The organism is Ruegeria sp. AA6 (assembly GCF_056542865.1).
On sequence record NZ_JBQGAN010000001.1, the window covers coordinates 116,623 to 141,140 of the forward strand.

Consider the following 24,518-nt stretch of genomic DNA (forward strand, 5'->3'; position numbering starts at 1 on the left):
CCGCGTTAGGAGTTCTCACAGCCACTAGCCGATATTGAACAGAACCGACTGACTTGCAGTGCCATCTATTGAGAACTTGGCCCCTACCGGAGAGGCAGACACTCCCAACCGCCTAGACCACCGCGCCCAGACAGATGGCACAATTCCCAAAATACTGGACGCGCCGCCCTGCTGCGCGGCAATGGTCATTTGGTGAAATAGTTCCTGCTGGACCAGAAGCCTGCGCGAGGACGAGACACCTTCGGTCACAAAAAAACGGGTCGCTTCCCACACCGTAGGTTTTACAGGAGCTTCGAAGAACAGGATATCAGTTGGAATATCTCTAAGAATGCCGCGCTGTGCATCCCGCAACATGTAGCTATAAATTCCACATTGTGCCGTGCTTGGTAAAAGGCGGACCCCGCCAAGAACCTCGCCAAATTCGTGAAGAACGACCCATTGGCACGCTGGAGTATCGTATTGGTCGAACTCCATTCCATCAGTTTCACCGACTTGCCACTTGAGTCTGTCGATAAAAATGGACTTTCGCGTCTCGAGGTACTTCGCAAGCAATGTCCCGTGTTCGTGAATGTTACGAAAGCTCATTGTCGTCGCGCGAACGCCACCAAGCTCGCCCCGCGAAGTGGGCAAACTGCGTTTTAGCGCAAAAGATTTGCGCCGCACCAAGGTTTTTGGCGCTGCTTGTGCGTCGTTGGCAGGGCTTAGGTCCGGGAAAACATCCGGAGTTGTGTATGCCTGCTCATACCTGAGTGGTCGATCCATATTTTTCTCATAATTTCGGCACACTTATGACAAGATTCAACGCAGCAAGTCTACAACCTAATGACGTAATCTTTGGATTTATTGGGTAAGTGTGTCTAAATCACATCCCTTGGATCGAATGATCGACTGGAAGAAAAGCACCTCTCGGATTATTTGGGAGTCTTTCTTCTTGTTGCAGAGTTTCTGTTCGACCGATTGCCTGTCAAGTCGCTGTTAAGGTTTGATTTCATATTCGCATGCATTTTGCACTCAAATGCCAACATTCGGCGAAAAAGTCACAGCCAGCTACAGGACCAAGCGCCGCGTAAAGGGCGGGATGATCCGCATCTCGTGATTGAGTCGACTCCGCTTCACAGAGCAGGCCCGCCTGGAATTGACATGCAAGTAAAAAATGAAGCGTAGACATATCTGAGCCCACCTTGGGTCAACCTTTTGCCGCCTTTTGCCTTCATCATGGTCTGGTCCTGAGAATTTTATGCACCGGCCAATCGCTGCTCTTAGTCTGCAACGCCCAGCGATTGGTTCGGTACAAGAGGTTGGTGAAAGTTATGCGTATACTTGCCGTAGACGACGACCCCAGTATCTTGGAGTTGCTGAACAGCGTGCTCGCTGCATTTGGGTATAAAGATGTCGTTACCGCCCGAAGTGGGCAAGACGCCCTTGATATCTTGGCAAACCCATCAGAAGTTTTCGACTGTTTGCTTTTGGACGTACAGATGCCGAAAATGAACGGGATCACTCTGTGCGAGGAAGCCCGCAAACTTCCCGGCTATATGTACACACCTATAATCATGGTGACTGCCATGGTGCAGAAACAGTACATTGACGAAGCTTTCGAAGCTGGGGCCACTGACTATGTCACAAAGCCTTTTGAGTTTTCTGATCTGAAGCAAAGACTTTCGGATGCCTACAGAATGGCAGCGGAACGCAGAGCTGCAATCGAGGTGCTTGAAGCCGACGAGGAGGCTTGGCAGGAATCGGAAGTCTATCCAGATGTTCGTCTTAGTGAGCCGCAATATTTCGGCGATTTGCCAGGGTGTATTGGCTTGGCCGAATTTGAGAATTACGTCATTCAGCTTTCAACTATGCACTCTACGGCGGCAAAAATCCTGGCCGTGAAAGTGACTGACGTAGATCAAATCTACAAATCCAGTTCCACAAGCGAGTTTCGGGAATCCATGGCGTCAGCGGGTGCCGCGCTCCTTCGTGCAACGAAGGAAGGGCGCAAGGTTGCAACGTATTGGGGCAATGGCGTCTTTCTGTTTGTCTTCGACAACCAGGACGGGGTGAATGCAGAGCGATTGCTAATGCAAGGGCCGGAAATTACGGACGGTGTTCTGTTGGGGAGTACGCTGGTTTTCCAGGTTGGCGAAGAAATTGTGCTGGAAGCGACGACCAAAATGGAAGCCTTGTTTTTGATAGACAAGGCCGTCGAAACAGCCGAATTGACGAGCAATCAGGCAGCGAGTTTCGGCTAAAAATTTTGCCTGCAGTATGTAGCCAGAAGAGAGTAGGGGGCTGTCGAAGCCCTCGCCATACATTGGCGGCGGCCTTTCAGTTGCCCAGAAACATATTCTAAATCAATGGGCTCGGGTTGTTTTTGCGTGCTAGGCCGCCACGCATTCTGTGCATCCAAACAGATTTGCCCGGAAAACGTGGGCGAGATCTGAACACAAAAAAACGGCTCATTTTGAAGTCCATCGATCCGATTTGCACGACAGAAACCTAAACAAACCGGGTTTCGAGATTTCGAACAGCAAAAGTCGAAATCGCAGGTCGATCAATTCATCCCAGGGGCAATCAGAAGAAGCCTTCACTTGAATTCGCCTAATGCTCCGAGTTCAGGCAACCCGTAGGTGGCACAAGTGCTGTCACTTTGGCGGCGATTGCATTCAAATAAGGCAAATCCATCATAGTCATGCCCGTGGGGCAGGAGCTTGTGACCGCTATGGATTTAGTGCCATTTTTTAAGCTGGCAGGTAATGCAAGTGACTGTTTAAGCGGGCATCAGCTAAACATATTAATCCAACGGATCACCATCGGCGCCAAGCAAATCATCAACAAGACAGGCATCATGAACATGGCCATGACTGCAGACATCTGTACGGGCAGGCGGTTGGCTTTTTCTTGTGCCCGAAGTTCGCGATTCACGCGCATATCAGTGGAGAACGTATTGAGCGCTGTGGATATGCTGGTCCCGTACTGGTTGGACTGCAAAAGCGTGTTGGCGAAGGAGTGCATTTCGTCAAGACCTACGCGATCTGCCATGTCCAGAAACGCAGTTTGGCGTTCCTTACCAGCCTGTAGTTCCAGTTGCAGTATTGTGAACTCTTGGGAAATTTCAGGTGCAGCCTGGGCCAATTCATGGGACACGCGAACCATCGCTGCATCAAAGCCCAGCCCTGCTTCGATCGCCACCTGGAGCAGATCAAGAGCGTTTGGGAGGCTGTGTTCAATTGCCTGGCGACGTTTTCTAATCCGTCTCCGAAGCCAGAGGGCCGGACCATAGAAACCGATGACCATCAATGCCGTCACAATTTGCAACGCGTTAATCCACGTCACACCTTGCAATAGGTTTTCGATACCCAGTTGCACTTGTGTTTCAAGTGGCAATGCCATCGCGACCACAAAAGCAGTGGGAAGAACGCATCCCATTACAATGCGGAACAAGTAGAATGTGCGCACCGCATTCTTGCGCTGAACACCGGCTTGCTTCAGGAGGCGGCCGACTCGGGACCGTTCGCTCTTGGATGAAGGCACAAAGGCCTTGAACAGCCCATGAGGGTCGCTGTTGTCGCCTTGGAGAAGGTCAAAGTCCGTTCCGTGCCCACGCGAAATGGTCCCGACGCGCATACGGCGCGCTGCGGTGTTGTCGCTGGTGGCCATGCCTGAGACCCCTAGCACCACAAAGAAGACACTTATGGCGATACCGGCCAGCAAAAGATACTGCAGGGGAAGGCTTGGATCGTTCAGGAATTCTTGAATATTTTCCATGTTTCTGCTCCCTGTCAGAATTTAAAGTTAACGAGCCGTCTTAGAATAAGACCCTGAAGAACTGTCAGGCCAATGATGGCGCCTGCAAAGTAGGGAAACAGCGGATCATTTCGGACGTCGCCATAGAATGACGGTGTTGTAAGCTCGATCGAGAGATAGATACCTATCGGCAGGAACGTCAGGATTACGCCACTCAAACGGCCCTCTGCAGAGATGGCCTTGATCTTCTTCTGCATGGTTTGGCGGTTTCGAATAACATTCGACAGAATGGCCAAGACGCGAGCCAGATTACCACCCGTACCGTGCTGAATGCCAACGCTGACTGCAAGATAGTGGGCATCTTCAGTTCCAACGCGATTTGCAAAATCCTGGAAGGCGGTTGCCACGTCGTCACCATAGTTGATCTGGTCCTGGATAATGCCGAATTGCGAACCAACTGGATCAGGCAGGTCCCTGGCAACATTGCCAACCGTAACGGCAATGGGGTGACCAACTTTGAGGCCACGCGCCATCAGGTCCAACGCGTCCGGCAACTGCTTGGTCATTTTCTGAGATCTATCCTCTTTCATCGCGATGAGCGTGATAAGAGGAACGGCAATGCCGGAAACGATACCGCATATCAAAGCCAATTCCGGAGAGATATAGCGGGTCGCAAAAACAAAGACAGCAACTGCCAAAATAAGGCCGGCAAAAATGATCCAAATCGGATTGATCATAACGCCAGCCTGAATAAGCAGGCGCCGGAAGCGGGCGCTGAGCCCAGGGTTTTCGCCTGGATTCAGCATGGCAGGATCCCGCAGCAACTGAAGAACTTCGTCAGAGCTCGCACCACTCTGAATCATCTTCATGCGTCTGTTTCGCGCTTCAGTCAGGGTTTCCTTGCGAAGGAAGAGTTGTTGCAAACCTTCGTAGGCAAGCAGGATTCCTATGAAAATAGAGATGTAAATCAGTATGTTTATCGTGTCAGGCTGTAGATCAATCATGATGACATAGCTCCACGAATAAACATGTCGTTATCTACATCGACGCCAGCAGCAACCAGTTGATCGAAGCATTTCGGGCGAATACCCGTGGGAATGAATTCTCCAAGGATTTCACCGCTTTCGGACTTGCCGCGGCGTTTGAAGACAAAAATGTCCTGCATGGTAATCGTATCGTCTTCCATTCCGGTTATTTCCGAAATGCTAACGACACGGCGGGTGCCATCACTAAGTCGGCTGAGCTGCAGCACAATATGAATGGCCGAAGCGATCTGCGACCGAATGGTTCTTACGGGTAGATCGGCACCAAGCATTGTGACCATCTGTTCAACACGGCTCAGAGCATCGCGGGCCGAATTCGCGTGCACCGTCGTCATTGATCCATCGTGCCCGGTGTTCATGGCCTGAAGCATGTCAAAGCATTCGGAGCCGCGAACCTCGCCGACGATGATACGGTCAGGGCGCATCCTCAGGGCGTTGCGAACCAGGTCACGCTGCGTGATGACGCCTTGGCCCTCAGCATTTGGTGGGCGTGTTTCCAGTCGTACAACGTGGCTCTGCTGAAGTTGAAGCTCAGCAGCGTCTTCGATTGTGACGATGCGCTGCTTGCCATCGATATACGATGAAACGGCGTTCAGCATGGTCGTTTTACCAGACCCGGTGCCCCCGGAAATAAGAATGTTCAGGCGTGCTTCGACCAGCGCTTCGAGAAGTCGGGCGGCCTGCTCGTTCATACTGTTCTGATCAACCAGCTTTTTTATTGTCAGCGGGTTGCGAGAGAACTTCCGGATTGACAGGGCAGGGCCATCCACCGAACAGGGGCGAATGATCGCATTCACACGACTGCCGTCTTCCAGGCGCGCATCGACCCAGGGTTGGGATTCATCGATGCGGCGGCCAACTTTGCTGACGATCTTGTCGATGATACGCAGCAAATGGCGTTCATCACGGAAGCGTGCCGTAGATTCCTCGAGCAGACCAAACCGTTCGACGTAGACCTGGTCATAGGAATTTACGAGAATGTCGTTGATGGTTGGGTCTGCAAGCAACGGCTCTAGCGGGCCCAAGCCAAGAACTTCGTGAATGAGCTCGTCTACAAGAACCGTGAAATCTTCGGCTCGCATGTGCAGTCTTTCGGCCTCAACCATACCAGTGACCAGAGCGGCGATCTGCCGTTTCAACTCCGAACGCTCGACCTTGTCGATGACGGACAGATTAAGCCGGTCAAGAAGTTCGCTGTGTAAGCGGCTTTTCAGTTCTAGGTGAGCTTGCAGGTCCACGTCTACGGGTTCAGAAGTCACCTGCGCCGGAGGTATATCGATGGGCCGTTCCAGCGTCAGAACATTCGACTTGGAACTCGCCTTGCGTGATCTGAATTCATTGAACACAGTGATCTCCTTTTACGTACTCTTAACGGCGACAGGTTGAACCTCGGTCGACACGGCAGCAGCCAATTTCGTCAGGGCTTTGCCAAGATCCGATTGCGGTTTCATGTCCACGATCGGTCGTCCAAGATCCACGGAATTGCGGGCGACTTTCGGATTGTCCGGTAGCCAGTGCTTCAGCTTTGTCTCCAGAACCTTCTCGGCCTCTCGGACATGCGACGGGCGAACCAGAGTGTTACGCTCGCGGCTGACAACGATTTCAACCGGCAAAGTCATGTTTGCCTCTCGGTAGAAATCAATTAACCGCCGCGCCTGGCGCACGCATGGCACAGTAGTATCTGTGACCAGAGCTAGCTGAGCCGCCCGTTTCAAAATGGGCTCGACCCATTCGACGACGGCACAGGGAAGGTCGACTACAATATAATCGTACCGCTGTTGAAGCAGGTCGAGCATACTTTCGATCATATCGGGCCGCATTGATTGCAGCGGCACCATCGGTGCCGGCGCACACAATACATCTAAGCCCAGAGCGTGCTCTTGCAGGATCGAAGACATAAAATGATCATCGGGTTTTTCGGCGTTTTCTATCAACTGCAGGAAACCGCCGTTGTCCTCTAGATCCAAAAATACGTTCGAGTTTCCGAACTGAAGATCAAAATCCAATAGCGCGACGCGGCTTTTGGCCGATTTTCGGAAAAGAGAACCCTTTCCACCAACCAAAGAGCACGCAAGATTTACGGCGACCGTTGAAGCACCGACACCACCGCGAGATTTGGCAACCGGAATGACTTTGCCCAGCGCAGACGCCGCACTCTGGAATGCCGCCTGTGGAACTGAACGGGCGCTAATTTTCTCGCTGACGGCCGCTTTCAGCCCCTCACCATCGATCGACAGGGGCAGCACTTCGTCAATGCCGATCTTTCGCAATTCGCGGGCCTTGCTGATCGTAAGGTCATTCTGCGTCAAAGCCACAAACAATGTGTCGTCGTCGCGATGCGCCAGAAGGTCTTTAATCGCCTCCACTTCACCTGCATCATCGGGATCAATTTCGAAGATCACCAAATCATGCTTGAAGGCCAGCTGAAGGGCGGTTCCGTTCAAGGCTTGAAACGTGGTCGCACTCTCAGTGACTTTGTTGTTTCCTTCAGCCGGAAAGACGCCAGCTACAGTCTGAGCGATAGCCGCGTTATCGGAAACAAGCATGACCGAGTGTGATTTCATTGTGGAAACGTTTTGTTCCGTCATCCTGACTCTCCTAGTGCAAGGTCTTCAGCAGGTAGTGAGACGCTGAAATTTGAATAGCCGAGTGTTTCTGGAATCGTGCTGTTCGAAGCTCCCGCGGCATTTGCCAAAGCGGCCAGGGGTGATACGAACTCAAAGTCATTCAAATCCAATTCGACCGTAACCATTGGGGTGTACGGGCCGCCCAGAAAACCTAATTCCGAGTCGAATTTGTAAACGATCCGCAGGTTGTTTATCGTCGCGCCCGGCGGCAAAAGCGGGTTGATGCGATCCCAAATTTCCGTCGCAGTGTTGCTGCCACCATTGTTCACGTTGCCTGTGCAGACGAGGTCGCCCGGATCTCCACATACTCCGTCAGAGTCGCTGCATGCTGTGCCAAATCGAGGGGACAAGGGGGAACTGCCGCGATCATGTGTGGTAGGCAGGGGGTGGCCGCTGACATAGGTACAAGCAGGCGGGCGCACGGTGGCAATCCGGGCAGCCATTTGTGAGGCCTTCTGCGCGTTTACAACGCTGTAAGACAGGCGCCCGAAATCCAGCAGCGACATGAAAATGAACAAGAATAAGGAAACGACAATAGCGAACTCGACAAGAACACCGGCATCCTGATCGTTAATCAGCTTGTTTCTGAGATGCTGCATTCGCGCCCGGATATGAGGATCGTGTTTCATTGTCCGAAAATCCGCGTTGTGTCCGAGACGTTCGTGGTCAACGAAGGTTCGACGCTGGTGAACAGGGACAGCATGCCGCTCATCGGGATGTCGATGGTGATGTTGGCACTTACCTGGCCAACGGGTGCCGGGCTAATTCGATACGTGCCTGTAACGCAGGTTAAACTGGGTGTTACCGAGTTTACACGTATGCTGGACGGGAAAATGCCGCTGTCGTTTCTGTCTTTCTCGACAATGTCTTTTAGAGTTGTTGTTAGCCCGACGACAGAGCCGCCCGAACTGCAGATATCTGCTGGCGTAACCCTGGACATATAGCGGCTTGCATCGCGGACGCCTGCGATGACGGCTTGGTATGACCACATCAGTCGTGCCGACTCCAACGTCGCAGCCAACAAGAACAGCATGAGCGGCAAGATCAGGCCAAACTCCACCAGGATCGCTCCATCGTCGCTCTTGCCGAAGAGTTTGAAACGGGAGGTCAGTCGCAAAGTCATAATTACACGCCCTCCTTACCGATACAGCTGCACGACGTCGCGAAAGATACCGCCGAACCCATTGCCGCCACTGCCGACGCCAGAGACGTCTGGAAAACCAACGACCTCGCCATGAATGTCAAAGCTGGGCGGCGAGCCACCGTCATCACCAACAGGCTCGGTCAGGAAAACCGCGACAAACTGTGTAACCGGTACGCCTTCGGTTCGACCAGAAACCGGATTATCCGTGCAGTTGACGCCAGCCGCGATAACAACGCGCCGCGCTGGGTCATCAGACATCTCGCTTGAGCACATTGGGCGACCGGTTTCCGCAAGGGAAGGATCGAGGATTGCGTTCGAATTTGGCGGTGAAAACGGGTTGCTGTCTCCATACTCGATTTCGCGCAGATACATTCCGTAGCGCGTATCGACAAAAACGTCATTCTCGGTGCCGACCAGAGATGGCAAGTGGGCGTCTGTTCCGCCGTGATTTGCGTCCAGATATGCTTGACGGTTCCAGTTTCCATCGCCGAAGCGGCCACATGTGCCCGCTATCAGGCAATCGTCGCGGCCGAGTGCGACTGTATCCGGAGTTTCTTCTTCATACCCTTGAATGCAGGAGCCACCGCCTTTTTTTTGAATGCCCTTGATGACATTCGGCGCAGGCGCGAAATCTCTGTTGTTCTTTTCGCCGTTGAGAACGCTGCGAAAGATGTCAAAGCGGACATTGAACGCTGCATTCGTGATTCCGACCTTTTGTCCGGGCTCAGTAGTCAGACCATTGGTCAGGACGCATTGAGTAATCTGGTCCTGCGCCGCAATCAGGCAGGCCAGCTTGTTGCCGCCTTCGTCAGCGCAAACGCCCGATGTGTCCTGAAAATTCTCAAGATCGATGAAACCAAAGTTGCCGGGACCCCAGGCCGAGCCGTTGCCACCACTACGCAACAGGATTTGATCGCCAACCGTCATGGTATCTTCCCAATCGTCGGGCAGGCAGAACATCAGGGGTGACACATCGCACGCGGCCTTGGCGTAACCTGCAACCGCTTCCGCAGTAAGGCTGACGGACGTAATCCCGTTTCCACCAACCAGCCGGTTCAAGGCGGACGCGAGGTTCATCCTCAGGGATTTTGGTGTCAGGATCACCTGGGCAAATTTAGCTTCGCGCGGGTCCGTCGTGACGTCATCGCCCAGCGGATCGAGGTCCGAGGCCGGAAGGGCGGAATGAAACGTCAGTGTGAAATCTGTCGCGCCAGAAAGCGATCTTGCGCCGTCCGCAAAGGTCTGATTGCGGCTAATCAGGGTTACGGCAGCATTATTTGAGCGGGTCAGCGCATCGGGTTGCCCGTCCAACTCCGCCGCTGCAGCCAAGGCGACATGGTCGGCGAAGGACTGCAGTTCCGAATGGGTCGAGCTTAGCCGGCCAACGTCCAAGGTGATCGCAAAGAAGCCGAGAAATGCCACCAGCGCAGTGCCCCAAAGGAGTACAATCGTGCCGCCTTCGTCCTTTGCAATGCGGGATATGATTGCTTTCGGAAACATGGCTGGATCCTACTGGCTTGCACTTTGACTAACGTCGATTTCACGAGTGCTGGCTTGGATATCGGGTGTGACGATCGCAGGCGAGATTTCAGCACCTGTCTGATTGCTGGGATCTGCTTCGGCCGCGGGTTCAGATTCGTCAGCTTCTTCGCTGCGCCGACGTGTTCTATCGAAAGTCACAACTTCGGATTTGGTGCCGCGATTCAATCTGACTGTGGGTTGGGCTTCGGTGTCCTCAACTGGTCCTTCTTCCTGCAGCAGATCGCGCAGGCGAACCATCTCCATCGGCTCATCTTCAACGCTATCCAAAGTTCTGAGGGTCAGGCTCAGCGTGCCCGCCTTTTGCGCAAGGGCTAGTCGTTGACCTTGTTGGGGGGTGACTTCTACCGTGATCGTCCGGGCAATTTCAGGTTGATCGCTCAATTCTTCGGATTGTTGGTCTACGCCGATCACCCGAATTTTTTGCAAGACGGTCACGGCGGTTAACTCACCACCCGCGCTTTGCGTCAGAACAACGTCCACCCAGTCACCTGGGGTAACGAAACCACCAACCGCGGTAACTGCATTGACTTTAATGGCCATGGCGCGGGTGTTTTCGCCCAGTTTCTGAACCAGAGTTACTTTTTCACCGTAGCCCGAAACCTTCGACTGAATAATAACTTCACCGGGGAAGAAACTTCCTTTGGCACGCCGTAAGTTCTTGTTATTGCTTGGAACAAGCGTGTCCATCTCCGTGAAGACCCCTGGAAGCAGCGCCTCGCGCGGCCATGGGTGAAGTGTGACGTGGTGCTTTTCAATTGGCTGTCCAAAGGGGATTTCCGTCTGCGCAATAAAAATATCGACCAAATCGGCATTTGAGGCCGTTGGTTCAGGCGCGGTTGGATTGATCTGAATATAGTCTTTCGCCAGGAACACGGACCCAGAAGCAATCGCGATTCCGAAAAGCGTGGTGATAACTGGTCTGATACGCATCTCTGTCTCCAAAAGTTACGCTCAAAGAATTCGAAACATGGTAAGGTCTGTGATTTTCGAAAATCCCGGCGGTGAATTCTGCGCCGCTACACGTGTGCGACGGCGCAGAACTTTGTTCTGTATGATGAAATCGTACCCTGCTTTACGGCGAGCAGGTGTGCGATGCGCTCAGAGCGGAACAGGCAGATTCCACATTGGCTGCGGTTGTCGTGCCGAGGAACTGGAACGCACCAACTGCGATCGATCCTACGACCAGCAGCGCGAGGCCATATTCAACAATTGCTGCACCGCTTTCTTCTTTTACGAACTTGTTCAGGAATTTAGTCATGTTTCCCCCGAAAGGTTAAATTTACACCGACGTTGCGCATTATCACAATCACAACGCGAGCCACGCATTCGTCGTCAGCTCACGAATCAAGGTAGCCGAGGAAAATTCACTCGCCTTCCGATAAAACTTGGAGAAATACAACTTTAAGAAGAATTTATAAAAAACCGTTCATGATAAAAGGTATTAAATTAAACCTTCAATTAACGAGTTGTTTATTTTGTTCCGAATCAACAATTTGGGAAACAATTAGGCAATACTGATTTGAATTGTGCTGGTTTCAGTGATCTATCCTGGGAGCATGAAAGCAGCCATCGGAACGCGCTACGGGTGGGCGTTTCCGTAAAGTGATCCTGATTAAAGTAATAAAAACAAATACTTAAAACGTTGCAAGATTTTTCAATTTCTCTGTGTACCTGAAAAAGGGTACCGCAAAACTGGTTGCTGAGGTGACGTAGACCTAACAGGTTTGTGTCAGTGGTGGGGGCTACAGTAAGGAGCCCGACTGTGTGTGTTTGGTCGGGTTGGTGAATAAAGTTATGAGTATCAGTTTTGCTAAAAGCGCTCGTGCGCAGGACTGCTTGAATTTCATCTTGGAATGGACACATGCACTAAATGGAAGCAATTCCATTTCAGATGTTTTGGAGCGTTTGCTTCATTTGGCGAACGCAGAAGCGGCACTCATCGTGCGTGTTTCGAAGCCTGCCAATAAAGTAAACTATGTAGCACGTTGTTGCGTGCAAAAAGGAAAAGCATTTCCCGTTCAGCCTCAGACACAAGCCGAATATGTGCTGGGCGACTGGTCGGCTACCGCAAAGGCCGGGTCGATCTGGAAATCGTCAGACATGAGGGAGGACACCGCGCCGATATCGCGTCTTCCACAGGTGAAGCCGACCGGAGTCGAAGAGGTTGTCGTTGTTCCTTTTGAGACCAAGGCAGACCATGTCGATTTTCTTGAGTTGCATTACTCACAGAACATTCGGGCAAATGATATCGACCTGCTCAGCATACTGGCTCCTACGCTAGCTTCTGGATGGAGTAGACGCATCCCGGGCACAATCTCGGCGAGGTTGGAGCAGGGGCGGGGGCATCGCCTAAGAGCAGTTCGGAGCGAGCTGTTTATACCGATCCTCAATCCCCAAAACCCGGCTAACCTAAGCCGGTGTGAGTTTCGGATTTGCGCAATGATGAAAGAAGGGATGACAGTGAAGAAGATTTCGCAATCGCTTTCTGTCAGTCCGACTACTGTACGCTCGCACCTAAGTTCGATTTTTGCCAAGACGGGCGTTTCCAACCAAGTCGAGTTGCTGCATCAGTTGAACCGCAAGGCGAAACCCCAAGGCGATTTCGAGGGCACCCAAGTGGCGCGCGCCGGTTAAGCGCGCGACTGGAAATAGACTGCACTGCGATTTCTGGTAAAGAGGGCTTTGCTGACACCATTCTGGCCAAGGGTTCTTTTGGTGTGGTGTGGAGGTAAATATCTGAAATATAATAGAAGTATGATCTTCCTGTCTATGAGAAGGGTGACATGGGCCTGAAGGCTTGATGGCAAGTATCTCGCAGGAATCAACGCCCTGAAGGAGGAGTCTTTTGGGGCGCATGCGACTATAGACCTGTCACGCGCGCCTGCTTCAGGTTGTAAGCGCCCTTCGCGATCAAAACGCTTTGATGGGTGTCTTTCGCTAATAAAGAATCATGGAAACGAAGAAGAGCGCCTGAAATCACGTATTGGGCCTCAGAGGATTCTGAAGTCTTACAACCTCTTCCCTAAATACTCGCTTGAATTCCACATCAGGATGTTGTGGCGTAGGAGGGCTTTCCAATGAGCTAATTTACTCTCCGAACTTGGCTACAAGCCAATCTGATCCTAAGCATGTCACGATAGATGGCGATGCGACCTGGGCGGGAGTCAGTTGCAGTGCTGGGCAAGCCACTCACTATTCCCCCCTTTGATTACACGGCACGGTGGATGCGGACGCTACGACATTTTCAGCGAATCCAGTGCGCCGCAATTGTTGAGAAACCTGATTCTTTAGATGTTGGCTGGTTCGGTTTAACGCCCGCGCCAGTTTGACACGTGCAAGTGACGACTGTCAGCGCTTGCAGATTGGTTTGTGGATGCAGTATTTGTCTCGAAAATGGAAACCAACCGCCGCATTTGGGGTCATTGCTGTTGAGCCTATGGACAGTTGCCGTTCATCCTGTGTTCACGCAGAATTTGATAGATTTATTTAGCTCTTAGGCTGTATTGAGTGCTGAGGATGAAGAAGCTTTTAGTCATCGCCTGCCTGGTCACTCTCCTCCCCCTTCTTCAGATGGAAGAAGGGCACGCTGCTCCTCGCGAAATGAAACAGGCCGAGTTGCGCAAAGCGACGACTTCAGGGGGCGCTATTCGGCTGAATAGAGTGATTAAAGGTGTCGAAAAACATTTCGGCGGCACTCCGGTAGATGCGCGCGCATTTAAGACAGACAAAGTTTATTATCGAATCCTGATGAAGAAACCAAATGGGAAGATCGTTAGCGTCATTGTAAATGCACAAACTGGGGTTGTTGTGCCCAACCGTTCAAAGATCGGCCGCCAAATTTCAAATGCGGCTAAGTCGACGCAAGCTACTGCCGCCAAAGCCGCATCCCAAGCTAAGTCCTTCAATAGCAACAGACAGGGCAACAGTGTCGGCAATGGCAAAAGCAACGGAAACAGTGGCGGTGGCAATAGTGGCGGCAACGGCGGCGGCAATGGTGGCGGCAACGGCGGCGGCAATGGTGGCGGCAACGGCGGCGGCAATGGTGGCGGCAACGGCGGCGGCAATGGTGGCGGCAATGGTGGCGGCAATGGTGGCGGCAATGGTGGCGGCAACGGCGGCGGCAATGGCGGCGGCAAAGGCGGAGGCAAAAAATAGTTGTCAAAGTTTTATTCGAGCGCCTATAGAAATAAGATATGAGAATATTACTCGCAGAAGATGAACCGCACCTTTGCGAACAGGTAAAAAAACTGCTGAACGCTGAAGGTCGCGTGGTCGATGTCGTCAATAATGGCATAGACGCTTTGCATATGGGGACGACTGAGTCCTACGATATGATCATCCTTGATCTTGGTTTGCCACAACGCGACGGTACTTCCGTTTTGCGCGAGTGGCGCAGTGCTGGGATAAAAACTCCGGTTCTAATTCTGACCGCTCGGGACGGTTGGAGCGAGCGCGTCGATGGTTTGGATGCCGGCGCTGATGATTACATGACTAAGCCGTTCCATTTGCCGGAATTGGCTGCACGTGTCCGGGCGATCTTGCGTCGCCAAAGCGGGCAATTGAACCCAGTGATCGAGATGGGAAGCATTGTTCTCGACACGCGCAATGGACGTGTGACCGCAGATGGTGTTCCGGTAAGCCTGACAGCTCAGGAAATTGCTGTACTGACCTATTTGGCCCATAACGCCGGCCGAATGATCCCAAGAGCGGAACTATCAGAGCATATTTACGAGTACGACGGTGATCGGGACTCGAACACCATTGCGGTGTTCATAAATAGGCTGCGCAAGAAACTCGGACCGGATCTGATCACAACGATCCGAGGTCGTGGATATATGATCGATACCGCCTGATGCTATCACTTCGACAACGTGCCTTGGTTGGGGGGATCGCTTCCGGGGCTTTGTCCGTTGGTCTGGGTACGTTGGCCGTTTTTTCCTATATCAACTCCAGGGTTTCAGAGCGGTTCGATACTGCGCTTAGAGATCGCCATACGCAGCTTGTCGTGGGGCTTAGCGTGGCGACACAAAATCCTGACGCACTGCGCGATCTCATGTTCGATCCTAACTACAGCACCCCGTATTCTGGCCGGTACTGGCAAGTTACAAATGGTACTGGAGATATTTTCACTTCGGCTTCTCTGTTTGATGAAACCATAGATGAACCGCCTGGTGGCACCGAAGGCGCAACGATTTGGGACACATCCGGCCCCGAAGGAGAAGTTCTACGCAGTGTCTATCAAGAGATAACGTATGAAGATGGAACTGTTTGGGGCATCAGTGTTGCCGAAAGTCGGGCTCAGTTAATCAACGAAAGGCGGGCGGCTCAGCGTAGCCTATTGCCGGTTTTTGCGGCTGTTGGATTTATTTGCGTCGCAAGCGCATTGTTGCTGACTTCAGTTATCCTCAGACCACTTCGGAAGCTGCGGTCTGATGTTGCACACCGTTGGGAGTCGGATGACGACCTGACCCCAAATGATTATCCGGATGAAGTGGCACCGTTGGTGGGCGACCTGAACCAGCTTTTGCGCCGGAACAGAGATATTGTGTCTGGGTCTCGCAGGCAGGCCGCTGACTTGGCTCATGCCTTGAAGACACCAACAGCCATTTTGAGAAATGAACTTAGAACGCTTTCCGAAGACGGTGCCAATACAGATATCGCTCAAGAGGCTTTGGGTCGGATCGACGCCCAGTTGGGGCGCTCACTTGCGCGCATGAGGGCTATGAATACAGCGGAACTGACCCATTCTCGGACAAACCTTTCGAACTCTGTCAGCAGACTGGCGCGACTGTTTACACGAATGACCGCCGAACAAGGCAAGCATCTGGTCCTTGTGGATAATCCGGATATCTGGGTGCGAATGGATACGCAGGATGTTGAAGAAGTTCTTGGTAACCTGCTGGACAACGCGGTCAAATGGTGTCGCAGCACGGTGCACTTAACTCTGGTCCAAAAGGTAGGCTCTATCGAGGTTCGGGTCGAAGATGATGGCCCTGGCATTCCGGAAGACGCTCAGCGTGAGGCACTCCGCTCTGGTGGTCGTCTGGATACTTCAGTCAGCGGCAGTGGGTTGGGGTTGGCAATTGCTGTTGACTTGCTGAATGCCTACGGCGCCCGCCTGGAACTGGGCAAATCTAAAACTCTTGGCGGGTTACAGAGCTGTGTCGTGATCCCGACCACACCTGTCGCACCATCTGCATAGTCGTTCGTCGCCGTATTGCAGTGATCAAAGTTGTGCTGCTTCAAATGCCCGAAGACGAATTGCCTTTTGGATTGGGGGCACTGGAGTCGGCCATAGGCGGCATTTACTGTTTTGCGACATTGCATTGTCGGTTTGACGAATGCCTCATTGCATTTTTTCCTCAAGATAGCCGCGAATGCGGTGCGGTGGCCGGTAAACATACTGCCCAGTTCTGACAGGTGCTTTTTCGCGAGGTGCTCTGGCTTTGTGGGCTCTCCGTGCCGCTATGATACCCGCTAACTGACAGGAGTTTAAGAAAGTGACTTCAAGGCCCCTTGACCATATCCGCGTCCTAGATTTTGGCCAGTATCTTGCCGGACCATTGGTTGGAATGATGTTGGCAGACATGGGGGCCGAGGTTGTTCGGATCGATCCTCCGGGTGGTCCCCGGCTAAAGGAACCAGCAACCGACATGCTGTCGCGCGGCAAGACCGCTCTGACGTTGGATCTAAAGACGCCCGAGGGTTTGCAGACGGCGAAGGACCTTGTCAAACGCGCAGATGTTGTGATCGAGAATTTCCGCCCCGGCGTTATGGACCGGCTGGGTTTGGGGCCGCAGGCGTTGCGCCAGATAAATCCACGGATTGTGTCTTTGTCATTGCCGGGGTTTGCCTCAACCGATCCTGCATTGGCAGACATTCCTGCATGGGAAGCGGTAATTGCTGCACGCACGGGTCAGTTCACTGATGTGGGGTTGAACAGGCGGCTTATGGGAGTGAACCCTTCGTTTACACCATTGACTCTGGCGTCAGCCTACGGGGCCTCGTTTGGTGCGATGGCCGTGCAGTTCGCACTGCTGGCCCGAGATGAACATGGCGGAGACCATATCGAGGTCCCACTGGCCTCGGCGCTTCTTGAAGGGCTTGTTTATAACTGCGAACAGATTGAGGACTATCCCGAACGCTACAAATCCCCGCGTGAGGTCGAGCTGGACCGCCGTGCGGCTGAAGGTCTGCCAATGGACTTGGGCTTTGCCGAGCTGGAGGAGTTTCTGGACCCGTTTTATCGTACTTATAAATGCTCCGATGGCCGCGGGTTCTACGTGGTGGCTAGCAGCGTAAAGACGCACCCCCGTCGCGTGCTGGAAACCTTGGGGCTACAGGAGTTAGCCGACCAGCTGCCCGATTTTAACGCGTATCTGGATACGGCAGACTGGCCCGACGAATGGTCGATGCGGAATTACCCGGTCGGTGCGCGTGATCGTGCGCGGGTTTCTGGTGCTATGAAAACGGCTTTTCTGACCAAACCTTCTTACGAATGGGAAGAACTGTTCGGGGCCGCAAAAGCTCCGGCGACGGCGCAGCGATTTAGCAAGGAATGGCTGGCCGATCCGCACGCGCTGGCGTCCGGATTGGTGCTTGAGGTCAATGACCCGCGTCACGGTCTTATGCGGCAGATGGGAAATGTGGCCTGGCTTGCCGATGACGAGGCGTGCGTTGACAAAATACCGGGGTCAAATCCGGATAGCGCGCCACTTTCAGAGATTCTGGCCGAACCGCCGCGTACCGGAAACACTGGCGCGCGGAAAGGTGGATGGCTGGACGGGTTGAAGGTGGTGGACCTGACGAACGTGATTGCCGGGCCGACCATCGGGTCGACGCTGGCCCGGTTCGGCGCGCAGGTGACATCTGTTCAGCCTGTGGAGCCCTCGGTAGACCCTTGGAATACCATTATTTTTGGTCTCCACGCGCATCGCGGCAAAAAAAGCGTCTTGCTTAATCTGTCTTCGGATGATGGACGGGACGCTCTGAACAGATTGATTGCCGATGCGGACATCATCACGATGAACGGTACGGATGAACAGAGGGATGCCTTGGGTCTTGGCCCAGCGCGTCTGGCTGAAATCAATCCGCGTCTCATATTGGTGCAACTCGACGCCTTTGGTGGCCCAATGCGGGGGGCGAAGTCGGACCATTTGGGGTATGATGATCTTGCTCAGGCTGCAACTGGCGTGATGGTCCGGTTTGGCGGTGGGATGGAGACACCGGAAGAGCACGCGCATTTCGGCACCATCGACGTGCTGACCGGGTTTTGCGCCTGCGTTGCGCTGGGCGGGGCCCTTTTACGGTTACAGAAGACTGGGAAGGGCGGAATTGCGCGCGCAGCACTGGCCGGTGCAGGAAATCTAATTCAAGCGCAACTCATGTATGACTTTGAAGGTCGCGCGCCCTTTGATGAACCCGCAGGAAGACAAACATTGGGCTGGGGGCCGTTCTACCATTGCTACCCCGCAGCGGATTGTTGGATGTTCTTTGCTTCTCCTTCCGAGCAACGGGACGCCCTGCGCAAGGTGCCCGAACTTGCTGATTTGGCCGAGGCGGAGGAAACTGAGCTGGTATCACTTTTGTCGGATCGTTTCGCTTCGCAACCTGTCGCGCATTGGGAGAAAGCTTTTGCCCGCAGTTCAAGCACGGTCATGCCATTGGGGTCTCTGCATCAAACGCGCGACGCCGCGCTGCAACCGGAAAGTACAGGGGGGATCGACCTGAGCCAGTTAACGTTCAGCGTCATACGCCACGATCAGCATCCTATGGGCCGCTGGTGTGATCTGGTTGCGCCAAACGCCGTACGTCCCGAGCGTGCGGAAATCCGTGTCCCCGGGCCATTGCCCAAATATGGCGAAGATACGCGCAGCGTGCTCAGAGGCGTTGGTATAACAGACAGTCAGATTGACGCCATGATAGAGGCGGGGTCAGCGGGTGAAAGCTGGTCCCGGAAGTATCTTCCGGATTAAGGGGTGCTCTATGACGGGGTCGGAAACGCCACTGCCTGAAACGACACCCAGAACGCGGGCCAAGGCGCGGCATATTCTGGATAACTACTATGTCGGGCCGTCTCGGGACGATGCGGTTCTTGAGATCTGGGGCTATACGGAACACATGAGCTATGCCCCAGGCGACCGCCTCGAGCTTCGGGTTTCGACGACGGCTGAAACGTGGGATTTGGAAATCGGTCGAGACGGCTCAAGTTACGAGCCGTTACTCTCAAAGACAGATTTGAAAGGGACGCATCAGACCACGCCCGAGGATTGTTCAGTCGTTGGCTGTGGTTGGGATGTGTCCTTCGAACTTACCATCCCAGATGATTGGCGCGAAGGCGGATATCTTGTAACCCTAACCGCTGAACGTGGCGGAGAACGGGTCGAAGAGCATCACCTGTTTCTAGTGCGCCGCGCGCAGGAAAAACCGCCTGTGCCCTTTGTTCTGATCTGCGCGACCGGCACATGGCTGGCCTATAATTGCTGGGGCGGATCCAATCACTACGAAGGGATTACCGGCCCAAATCGCGACGCGTTTTCGCCCGTTGTCTCAACCCAGCGCCCCTGGACCCGAGGATTTTGCAAATTGCCCAAAGGCGCGCCGCGGGCAGTTCCGGACACGCCGCATGTGCCGGGTACGATGGTGCGCTACCCGTACATGGAATGGGCATATGCCTACGGGTACTCTAAGAAATATGCATCGGCCGGATGGGCAAGCTATGAACGCCACTTTGCAGCTTGGGCCGAAGCGCAAGGGTTCGAGTTTGATTTTGCCACGCAGCATGATCTGGACGCCAACCCAGATTTACTGAACCGCTACAAATGCGCTGTGTTCGTGGGGCATGACGAATATTGGTCTGCGAAAATGCGCGACGCGGTAGATCGTTACACCATAAACGGTGGTCGGGTCGCTCGGTTTGGGGCGAATTTACTGTGGCAAACCCGGATCGCAGACGGTGGCGCGACACAGGTCTGCTACAAATACATGGCAGATCAGGACCCACTATTGGGCACGGATCAAGAGCATCTGGTGACCACAGCGTGGGAGGTTGCCCCAGCAAACAGACCCGGCGTGCAGACCTTTGGGGTGAACGGGTTAAAAGGGGTTTACGCCGGTTTGGGTCGTTGTGTGGGGCAGGGAAGTGGGGGTTTCACAGTGTATCGCCCCGATCACTGGGCGTTGCAGGACACTCAGTTGGGGTATGGCGATCAGCTGGGGGCAGGCTCACGCATTTTCGGATACGAAGTGGATGGGGTTGACTATCAAATGATGGATGGCCTGCCTGTTGCAACTGGCGCGGATGGAGCAGACCCGAATTTGGAAATCCTGGCGCTGGGGCTTGCTACTAATGTCGAACCTTCGCACGGGGACTGGGGGGAAACCGTCTATATCGGTGACGCTGACGCTGCCTTCAAAGCGCGGGCCATGTTCGGTGATATCACACCCGAGACGCTAGATCGCAGCACCCGAGGAAATGGAGCAATCATTCACTGGCGAAGGGGGCAGGGTGAAGTCTTTACCGCTGGTACCTGCGAATGGGTGATGGGTTTGGTCCGACGTGACTGGCAAGTCGAGCAAATAACGCGAAACGTACTGGGTAGGTTCGGCGCCACATAAGCCTTGCGATCAACCGAATCGGCGACAGGAACAGGCATCACTCAGCTTGGCAGGAGCCAAGCGGTTTTGCGCTGGGGTTTTGTCTCATGCCCTAAGCTGCGCCAGAATGTTCTCTAGCACCACGCTTACCTTGGTCTCGATCTCTGGTGCCTCAGAGGCCCTGGGGCCAGCAATGTTCAGAACTGTAATGGGGGTGGCCGCAAACCACACGAGAATTTGTTGCGCGCAGGCTGTCACACCTTCTCTGAGGTCGACAACCAGATGAGGTTTCTGCGCTTCTTCGGCGAAGACCAAAGTCTGCTGCGTGCCCGGACTGGTCGATCCATCGACAAAAATCAGCGTAGCGTCACTGGTTTCCACATTGAGCCGGGTACGCTCTGCGACTGCGGCAGATTGGGTTTCCGACAGGCCGCTGAATTGGTCGGGAATCCGTCCGCCCTCATTCATGCGACCTTTGGGAACCCAGCCGCCATAAGCCAACTCATTATTGCGCGCGAATTCAAGTGCCGCGGTATCCACGCCTGTTTGCCCGCCTGAGACAATCTTCATAATCTTTGCCTTATTAGCTTTGCGCGAGGTTAGCGACGTCACCAGATCATGGCAAATCGCGAGAGCTATCAGCGTGGTATACCGTAGCTTCCGGCCCACTACGTTGATCAATTGACATCGTCAGAAGTTGCCCTGCCTGAACGACACTTGTGGGTGCAAAACGTGTAGTCTGCAGACTTTACGCCACTACTGGATAGTATTTGTCGGGATGTGGGAGGGGCCACGCCGACTGGATGTGCGCACAGAGTTTTCTATTGCTGAACCCAAAGAAACACGGACAAATTACTCACGGGCAGGGGGCTGAACATCGCATGGCGACTCAATCCAAAGGTAAAGCAGTTTTTCTGACGGGCAGTTTGATGGGCCACGTCACCCGTATGTCGCTTACTACAAGCATCGGTCTGATGGCGATTTTCGCTGTCGATTTCGTGGACATGATCTTCATTTCGATGCTGGGCAACGACGCGCTGGCCGCAGCCGTGGGCTATGCCGGTACGTTGCTGTTCTTTACAAACTCGATCAATGTTGGCCTGTCGATTGCTGCCGGGGCGTTGGTCGCGCGTGAACTTGGCGCGGGACGTTCTGACCGGGCGCGCCAGTTCGCGGCCAGCGTGGCGTTACTTGGAGCGCTGGTCGGGGTGGTGATATCCGCAATAGTCATGTTCAATCTGACGTTCTGCCTGTCGTTGCTCGGTGCAGAAGGCGAAGTATTGCGTTTGGCGACCCGCTATGTGTCGATCATTTTACCGACTATGTGGGTGATGGCGGTCGCAATGACTGGTATGGCAGTGCTTCGGGCGTACGGGGACGCACGACGTTCAATGCAGTCGACCATTTATGGAGGCGTGGCGAATGCCGTCTTAGACCCCATTTTGATCTTTGCGGTTGGACTTGGGCTGGATGGGGCGGCTATCGCTTCGGTCATTGCACGTGTTTGCATGTTGATTGCCGCAGTTAGACCTGCGGTGCGCGTGCACAATGGATTTGCCCGACCTTCGCTTCGGAACTTGGGTGCGGACATCCGGCCGGTCAGTGCAATTGCCGTGCCTGCTGTTCTGACCAATATCGCAACGCCAATAGGCAATGCCATTGTCATCCGCGAGGTTGCGCAATTTGGAACCGACGCCGTTGCAGGTATGGCCGTGATCGGGCGGCTAATGCCCGTCGCGTTTTCGGTTGTCTTCGCCTTGTCCGGGGCCATCGGCCCAATCGTTGGTCAGAACTTTGGCGCGGCGCAGTATGACCGTGTGAAAGCTACCTTTCTGGCAGGAGTGAAGTTCACTGCCGTCTATGCCTGCCTAATGGCCGCCACACTGTTTTTGCTGCGCGCGCCAATCGCCGATCTGTTTCAGGCGCAGGGGGAAACGCGAGCGCTGATCTATCTGTTCTGTGGACCTCTGGCACTGGCCTCGTTCTTCAACGGCGTAATCTTTGTGGCGAATGCCAGTTTCAACAACCTCGGCCATCCAGTGTACTCGACCTGGGTAAACTGGGGGCGGCACACATTGGGCACGTGGCCCTTTGCAGTTGCCGGCGCTTATCTTGCAGGCGCACCCGGAGTGCTTCTGGGTCAAGCGTTGGGCGGAGTGATATTTGCGGCGATCTGCTGGATTTTGGTGCGACGAGTCGTCTCAAAACTGGCTGTACCTCAAACCACCGACCCCTTTGCAGGTCAGACACGTTTGCAAGCCTTATTCGGGCGGCGTGGTTGGTGATCAGTTGCCCTGATTACGGGCTTCCAGCCGTTCTAGGTTGACTACGGTCGACAGCATCAGGCGATCGTGACTCCAGTCTTCGGTCTGTTGCACCGCCGCCGCCGCCAGTCCAAGGACCAACGCAAACAGGATACTCAGGCTGACAAACAGGAAGGGCATCGACTGGTGCATGGTAGGCGCATCAGCCAACGCAATCACTCGTTGACGCAGCACGCGTTTGGCTTTGCCTCCAGTCACCAGAGCCACGTTCAAAACACGGGGACTGCCGCGAACGACGGTGCGCGCGCAGTAGTCCAGCAGACACGATGTGTAGTCGCTTGTGTCGATGCCCCTGCGCGCCACGACCGATTGATCGCAGGCCAATTCGCGCAAGCGGTCGAATTGGTATTTCAGCACGACATAGGCCGGGTTCCAGAACAGCAGCGGGCGCAGCAATTCAAAGCCCAACTCCCATTCCACATCCCCTGCGCGGATGTGTTGCAGTTCATGCGCAAGTGCAAAGCGCATCTCGCGCGGAGAATCCAGCAAGTGGCTGGGCAACACGACATGGCGCCGGCGCAGCCCCCGCACCGCGAAAGGTACGGCAATACGATCTGACAGGCGGATGTCCACCTTTGCAGAGCGGCGCCAAAGGAAGCTGGCGTCCACCGTGTGGCGGATGGCAATCGCGTCGCGGACTACACGTAAGGCAAAGGCCAGAGAGGCGAGGGCCATCAGCGCAAGGATTGCAGAGATTACAGGGTGGCCGCCGTTGAACAGCACTTCGAACCAGCGTTGGCGTGTGTTCAGCAACGCCTCAAACTGCGTTGCCGGCATCGCGATATCCCCGCGCAAGTAGGCCGCAACGGCAATATCTCCGATCGCCACTGGACCCTTGACCAGGGAGTGTGTGGCTATTGCGAACACGCCCAGCGCCAGAAGTGGGCTGAGGACAACGCACAAACACAGGGCCTTGAGCGCGCGCAATTGGGCGACATAGCAATGGCTCAAGGATGTTCTGGCCAAAACACCGCGCGCGACCAACCAGACAATGGCGGCCAGTCCAAGCACGAGATTCAATTCCAGATATGCGTCGAGAACCGGTTTAACCGCTGTCATTTTGCAGTCTCCTCTCTACCAGTGCTCGAATTTCCTCCAGATCGGCTTCGCTCAACCCCGCGTCATCAACCAGACGTGCCACCAGCGATGCCGGTGTGTCATCGAACAAGGTGCGGGAAAGGTTTTGCAACGACCGCGCCTGATACCTGTCTTTTTCCAGAAGCGGCTTGTAGATCAGCGTCTTTCCGTCCTTGCGGCTTTCGACAAAGCCCTTTTCATCAAGAATACGCAGGATGGTTGCGCCGGACGTATAGGCCAGATTGCGTTCTGGCGGCAGGCGATCAAGTACGTCACGGACCGAGCCCTGACCCAGCGCCCAGAGTTCGTTCATGAACTCAAGCTCCACTTCGGTCAGAAGGTTTGTTGTCTTTTTCTTTCGCATCGGTCTTTCGTGTCGCGTAATTTGGTATGCTTGACAGACAAACATCCTTTCGCGGTTTCGCAAAGC

At 54.0% G+C, this 24,518-nt stretch carries 21 protein-coding genes; 8 read left to right on the forward strand and 13 right to left on the reverse strand.

All coding sequences use genetic code 11. The annotated features are described in order from the left end of the window. Positions 1 to 24: 24 nt before the first annotated feature. Positions 25 to 762: an acyl-homoserine-lactone synthase gene (locus ACR0LN_RS00470; protein WP_480426892.1), complete on the reverse strand. Its 738-nt coding sequence runs from the start codon at positions 760 to 762 to the stop codon at positions 25 to 27. 548 nt (positions 763 to 1,310) lie between these two features. On the opposite strand from ACR0LN_RS00470, the gene ACR0LN_RS00475 reads away from it, so the two are divergent. Then, on the forward strand, positions 1,311 to 2,240 hold the full coding sequence (locus tag ACR0LN_RS00475; protein ID WP_480426894.1) for a response regulator: 930 nt from the start codon (positions 1,311 to 1,313) through the stop codon (positions 2,238 to 2,240). Between the two features lie 529 nt (positions 2,241 to 2,769). Here ACR0LN_RS00475 and ACR0LN_RS00480 read toward each other — a convergent pair. The 9 genes from ACR0LN_RS00480 to ACR0LN_RS00520 form a co-directional block, all read right to left on the reverse strand. Then, entirely contained in the window at positions 2,770 to 3,756 is a 987-nt protein-coding gene (locus ACR0LN_RS00480; RefSeq protein ID WP_480426897.1) for a type II secretion system F family protein, read from the reverse strand. 14 nt (positions 3,757 to 3,770) lie between these two features. After that, positions 3,771 to 4,739, reverse strand: a complete 969-nt coding sequence (locus tag ACR0LN_RS00485) for a type II secretion system F family protein (protein WP_480426899.1) — start codon at positions 4,737 to 4,739, stop codon at positions 3,771 to 3,773. Next, on the reverse strand, positions 4,736 to 6,124 hold the full coding sequence (locus tag ACR0LN_RS00490; protein ID WP_480426902.1) for a TadA family conjugal transfer-associated ATPase: 1,389 nt from the start codon (positions 6,122 to 6,124) through the stop codon (positions 4,736 to 4,738). The genes ACR0LN_RS00485 and ACR0LN_RS00490 overlap by 4 nt, the downstream gene beginning before the upstream one ends. A gap of 12 nt (positions 6,125 to 6,136) precedes the next feature. Then, positions 6,137 to 7,366 (reverse strand): CpaE/TadZ family protein, encoded by a 1,230-nt coding sequence (locus tag ACR0LN_RS00495; RefSeq protein WP_480426905.1) that lies wholly within the window; start codon positions 7,364 to 7,366, stop codon positions 6,137 to 6,139. Further along, positions 7,363 to 8,034 (reverse strand): TadE/TadG family type IV pilus assembly protein, encoded by a 672-nt coding sequence (locus ACR0LN_RS00500; protein ID WP_480426908.1) that lies wholly within the window; start codon positions 8,032 to 8,034, stop codon positions 7,363 to 7,365. Before ACR0LN_RS00500 ends, ACR0LN_RS00495 begins: the two co-directional genes overlap by 4 nt. Beyond that, positions 8,031 to 8,528, reverse strand: a complete 498-nt coding sequence (locus tag ACR0LN_RS00505; RefSeq protein WP_480426910.1) for a TadE/TadG family type IV pilus assembly protein — start codon at positions 8,526 to 8,528, stop codon at positions 8,031 to 8,033. The genes ACR0LN_RS00500 and ACR0LN_RS00505 overlap by 4 nt, the downstream gene beginning before the upstream one ends. A 15-nt stretch (positions 8,529 to 8,543) precedes the next feature. After that, positions 8,544 to 10,049, reverse strand: a complete 1,506-nt coding sequence (locus ACR0LN_RS00510; RefSeq protein WP_480426913.1) for a pilus assembly protein TadG-related protein — start codon at positions 10,047 to 10,049, stop codon at positions 8,544 to 8,546. A 9-nt stretch (positions 10,050 to 10,058) separates the two neighbouring features. Continuing rightward, positions 10,059 to 11,033, reverse strand: a complete 975-nt coding sequence (cpaB, locus tag ACR0LN_RS00515; protein ID WP_480426916.1) for a Flp pilus assembly protein CpaB — start codon at positions 11,031 to 11,033, stop codon at positions 10,059 to 10,061. Positions 11,034 to 11,163: 130 nt separating this feature from the next. After that, the gene (locus tag ACR0LN_RS00520; RefSeq protein WP_480426919.1) at positions 11,164 to 11,349 is read right to left on the reverse strand and encodes a Flp family type IVb pilin; all 186 of its coding nucleotides are present in this window, start codon (positions 11,347 to 11,349) and stop codon (positions 11,164 to 11,166) included. A 536-nt stretch (positions 11,350 to 11,885) separates the two neighbouring features. Between ACR0LN_RS00520 and ACR0LN_RS00525 the strand changes: the two genes are divergently transcribed. The 6 genes from ACR0LN_RS00525 (at position 11,886) to ACR0LN_RS00550 (ending at position 20,708) form a co-directional block, all read left to right on the forward strand. Continuing rightward, positions 11,886 to 12,725, forward strand: coding sequence for a helix-turn-helix transcriptional regulator (locus ACR0LN_RS00525; RefSeq protein ID WP_480426921.1), 840 nt, complete (start codon positions 11,886 to 11,888; stop codon positions 12,723 to 12,725). 882 nt (positions 12,726 to 13,607) lie between these two features. Then, on the forward strand, positions 13,608 to 14,246 hold the full coding sequence (locus tag ACR0LN_RS00530) for a PepSY domain-containing protein (RefSeq protein ID WP_480426924.1): 639 nt from the start codon (positions 13,608 to 13,610) through the stop codon (positions 14,244 to 14,246). 38 nt (positions 14,247 to 14,284) lie between these two features. Further along, positions 14,285 to 14,944, forward strand: a complete 660-nt coding sequence (locus ACR0LN_RS00535; protein WP_480426927.1) for a response regulator transcription factor — start codon at positions 14,285 to 14,287, stop codon at positions 14,942 to 14,944. After that, on the forward strand, positions 14,944 to 16,293 hold the full coding sequence (locus ACR0LN_RS00540; protein ID WP_480426929.1) for an ATP-binding protein: 1,350 nt from the start codon (positions 14,944 to 14,946) through the stop codon (positions 16,291 to 16,293). The genes ACR0LN_RS00535 and ACR0LN_RS00540 overlap by 1 nt, the downstream gene beginning before the upstream one ends. A 298-nt stretch (positions 16,294 to 16,591) precedes the next feature. Beyond that, positions 16,592 to 19,066 (forward strand): CoA transferase, encoded by a 2,475-nt coding sequence (locus ACR0LN_RS00545; RefSeq protein ID WP_480426932.1) that lies wholly within the window; start codon positions 16,592 to 16,594, stop codon positions 19,064 to 19,066. A gap of 10 nt (positions 19,067 to 19,076) precedes the next feature. Continuing rightward, positions 19,077 to 20,708 (forward strand): N,N-dimethylformamidase beta subunit family domain-containing protein, encoded by a 1,632-nt coding sequence (locus ACR0LN_RS00550; protein ID WP_480426935.1) that lies wholly within the window; start codon positions 19,077 to 19,079, stop codon positions 20,706 to 20,708. An 84-nt stretch (positions 20,709 to 20,792) separates the two neighbouring features. On the opposite strand, the gene ACR0LN_RS00555 is transcribed toward ACR0LN_RS00550, so the two are convergent. After that, complete coding sequence (locus tag ACR0LN_RS00555; RefSeq protein ID WP_480426938.1) at positions 20,793 to 21,257, reverse strand: putative molybdenum carrier protein; 465 nt, start codon at positions 21,255 to 21,257, stop codon at positions 20,793 to 20,795. A 311-nt stretch (positions 21,258 to 21,568) separates the two neighbouring features. On the opposite strand from ACR0LN_RS00555, the gene ACR0LN_RS00560 reads away from it, so the two are divergent. Then, a complete protein-coding gene (locus ACR0LN_RS00560) occupies positions 21,569 to 22,972 on the forward strand; it encodes an MATE family efflux transporter (protein WP_480426941.1) in 1,404 nt (467 codons plus the stop codon). Here ACR0LN_RS00560 and ACR0LN_RS00565 read toward each other — a convergent pair whose 3' ends face one another. Both ACR0LN_RS00565 and ACR0LN_RS00570 read right to left on the reverse strand, forming a co-directional pair. Then, positions 22,973 to 24,070, reverse strand: coding sequence for a M56 family metallopeptidase (locus ACR0LN_RS00565; RefSeq protein WP_480426943.1), 1,098 nt, complete (start codon positions 24,068 to 24,070; stop codon positions 22,973 to 22,975). Continuing rightward, entirely contained in the window at positions 24,057 to 24,452 is a 396-nt protein-coding gene (locus ACR0LN_RS00570; RefSeq protein WP_480426945.1) for a BlaI/MecI/CopY family transcriptional regulator, read from the reverse strand. Before ACR0LN_RS00570 ends, ACR0LN_RS00565 begins: the two co-directional genes overlap by 14 nt. Between the last annotated feature and the right edge of the window lie 66 nt (positions 24,453 to 24,518).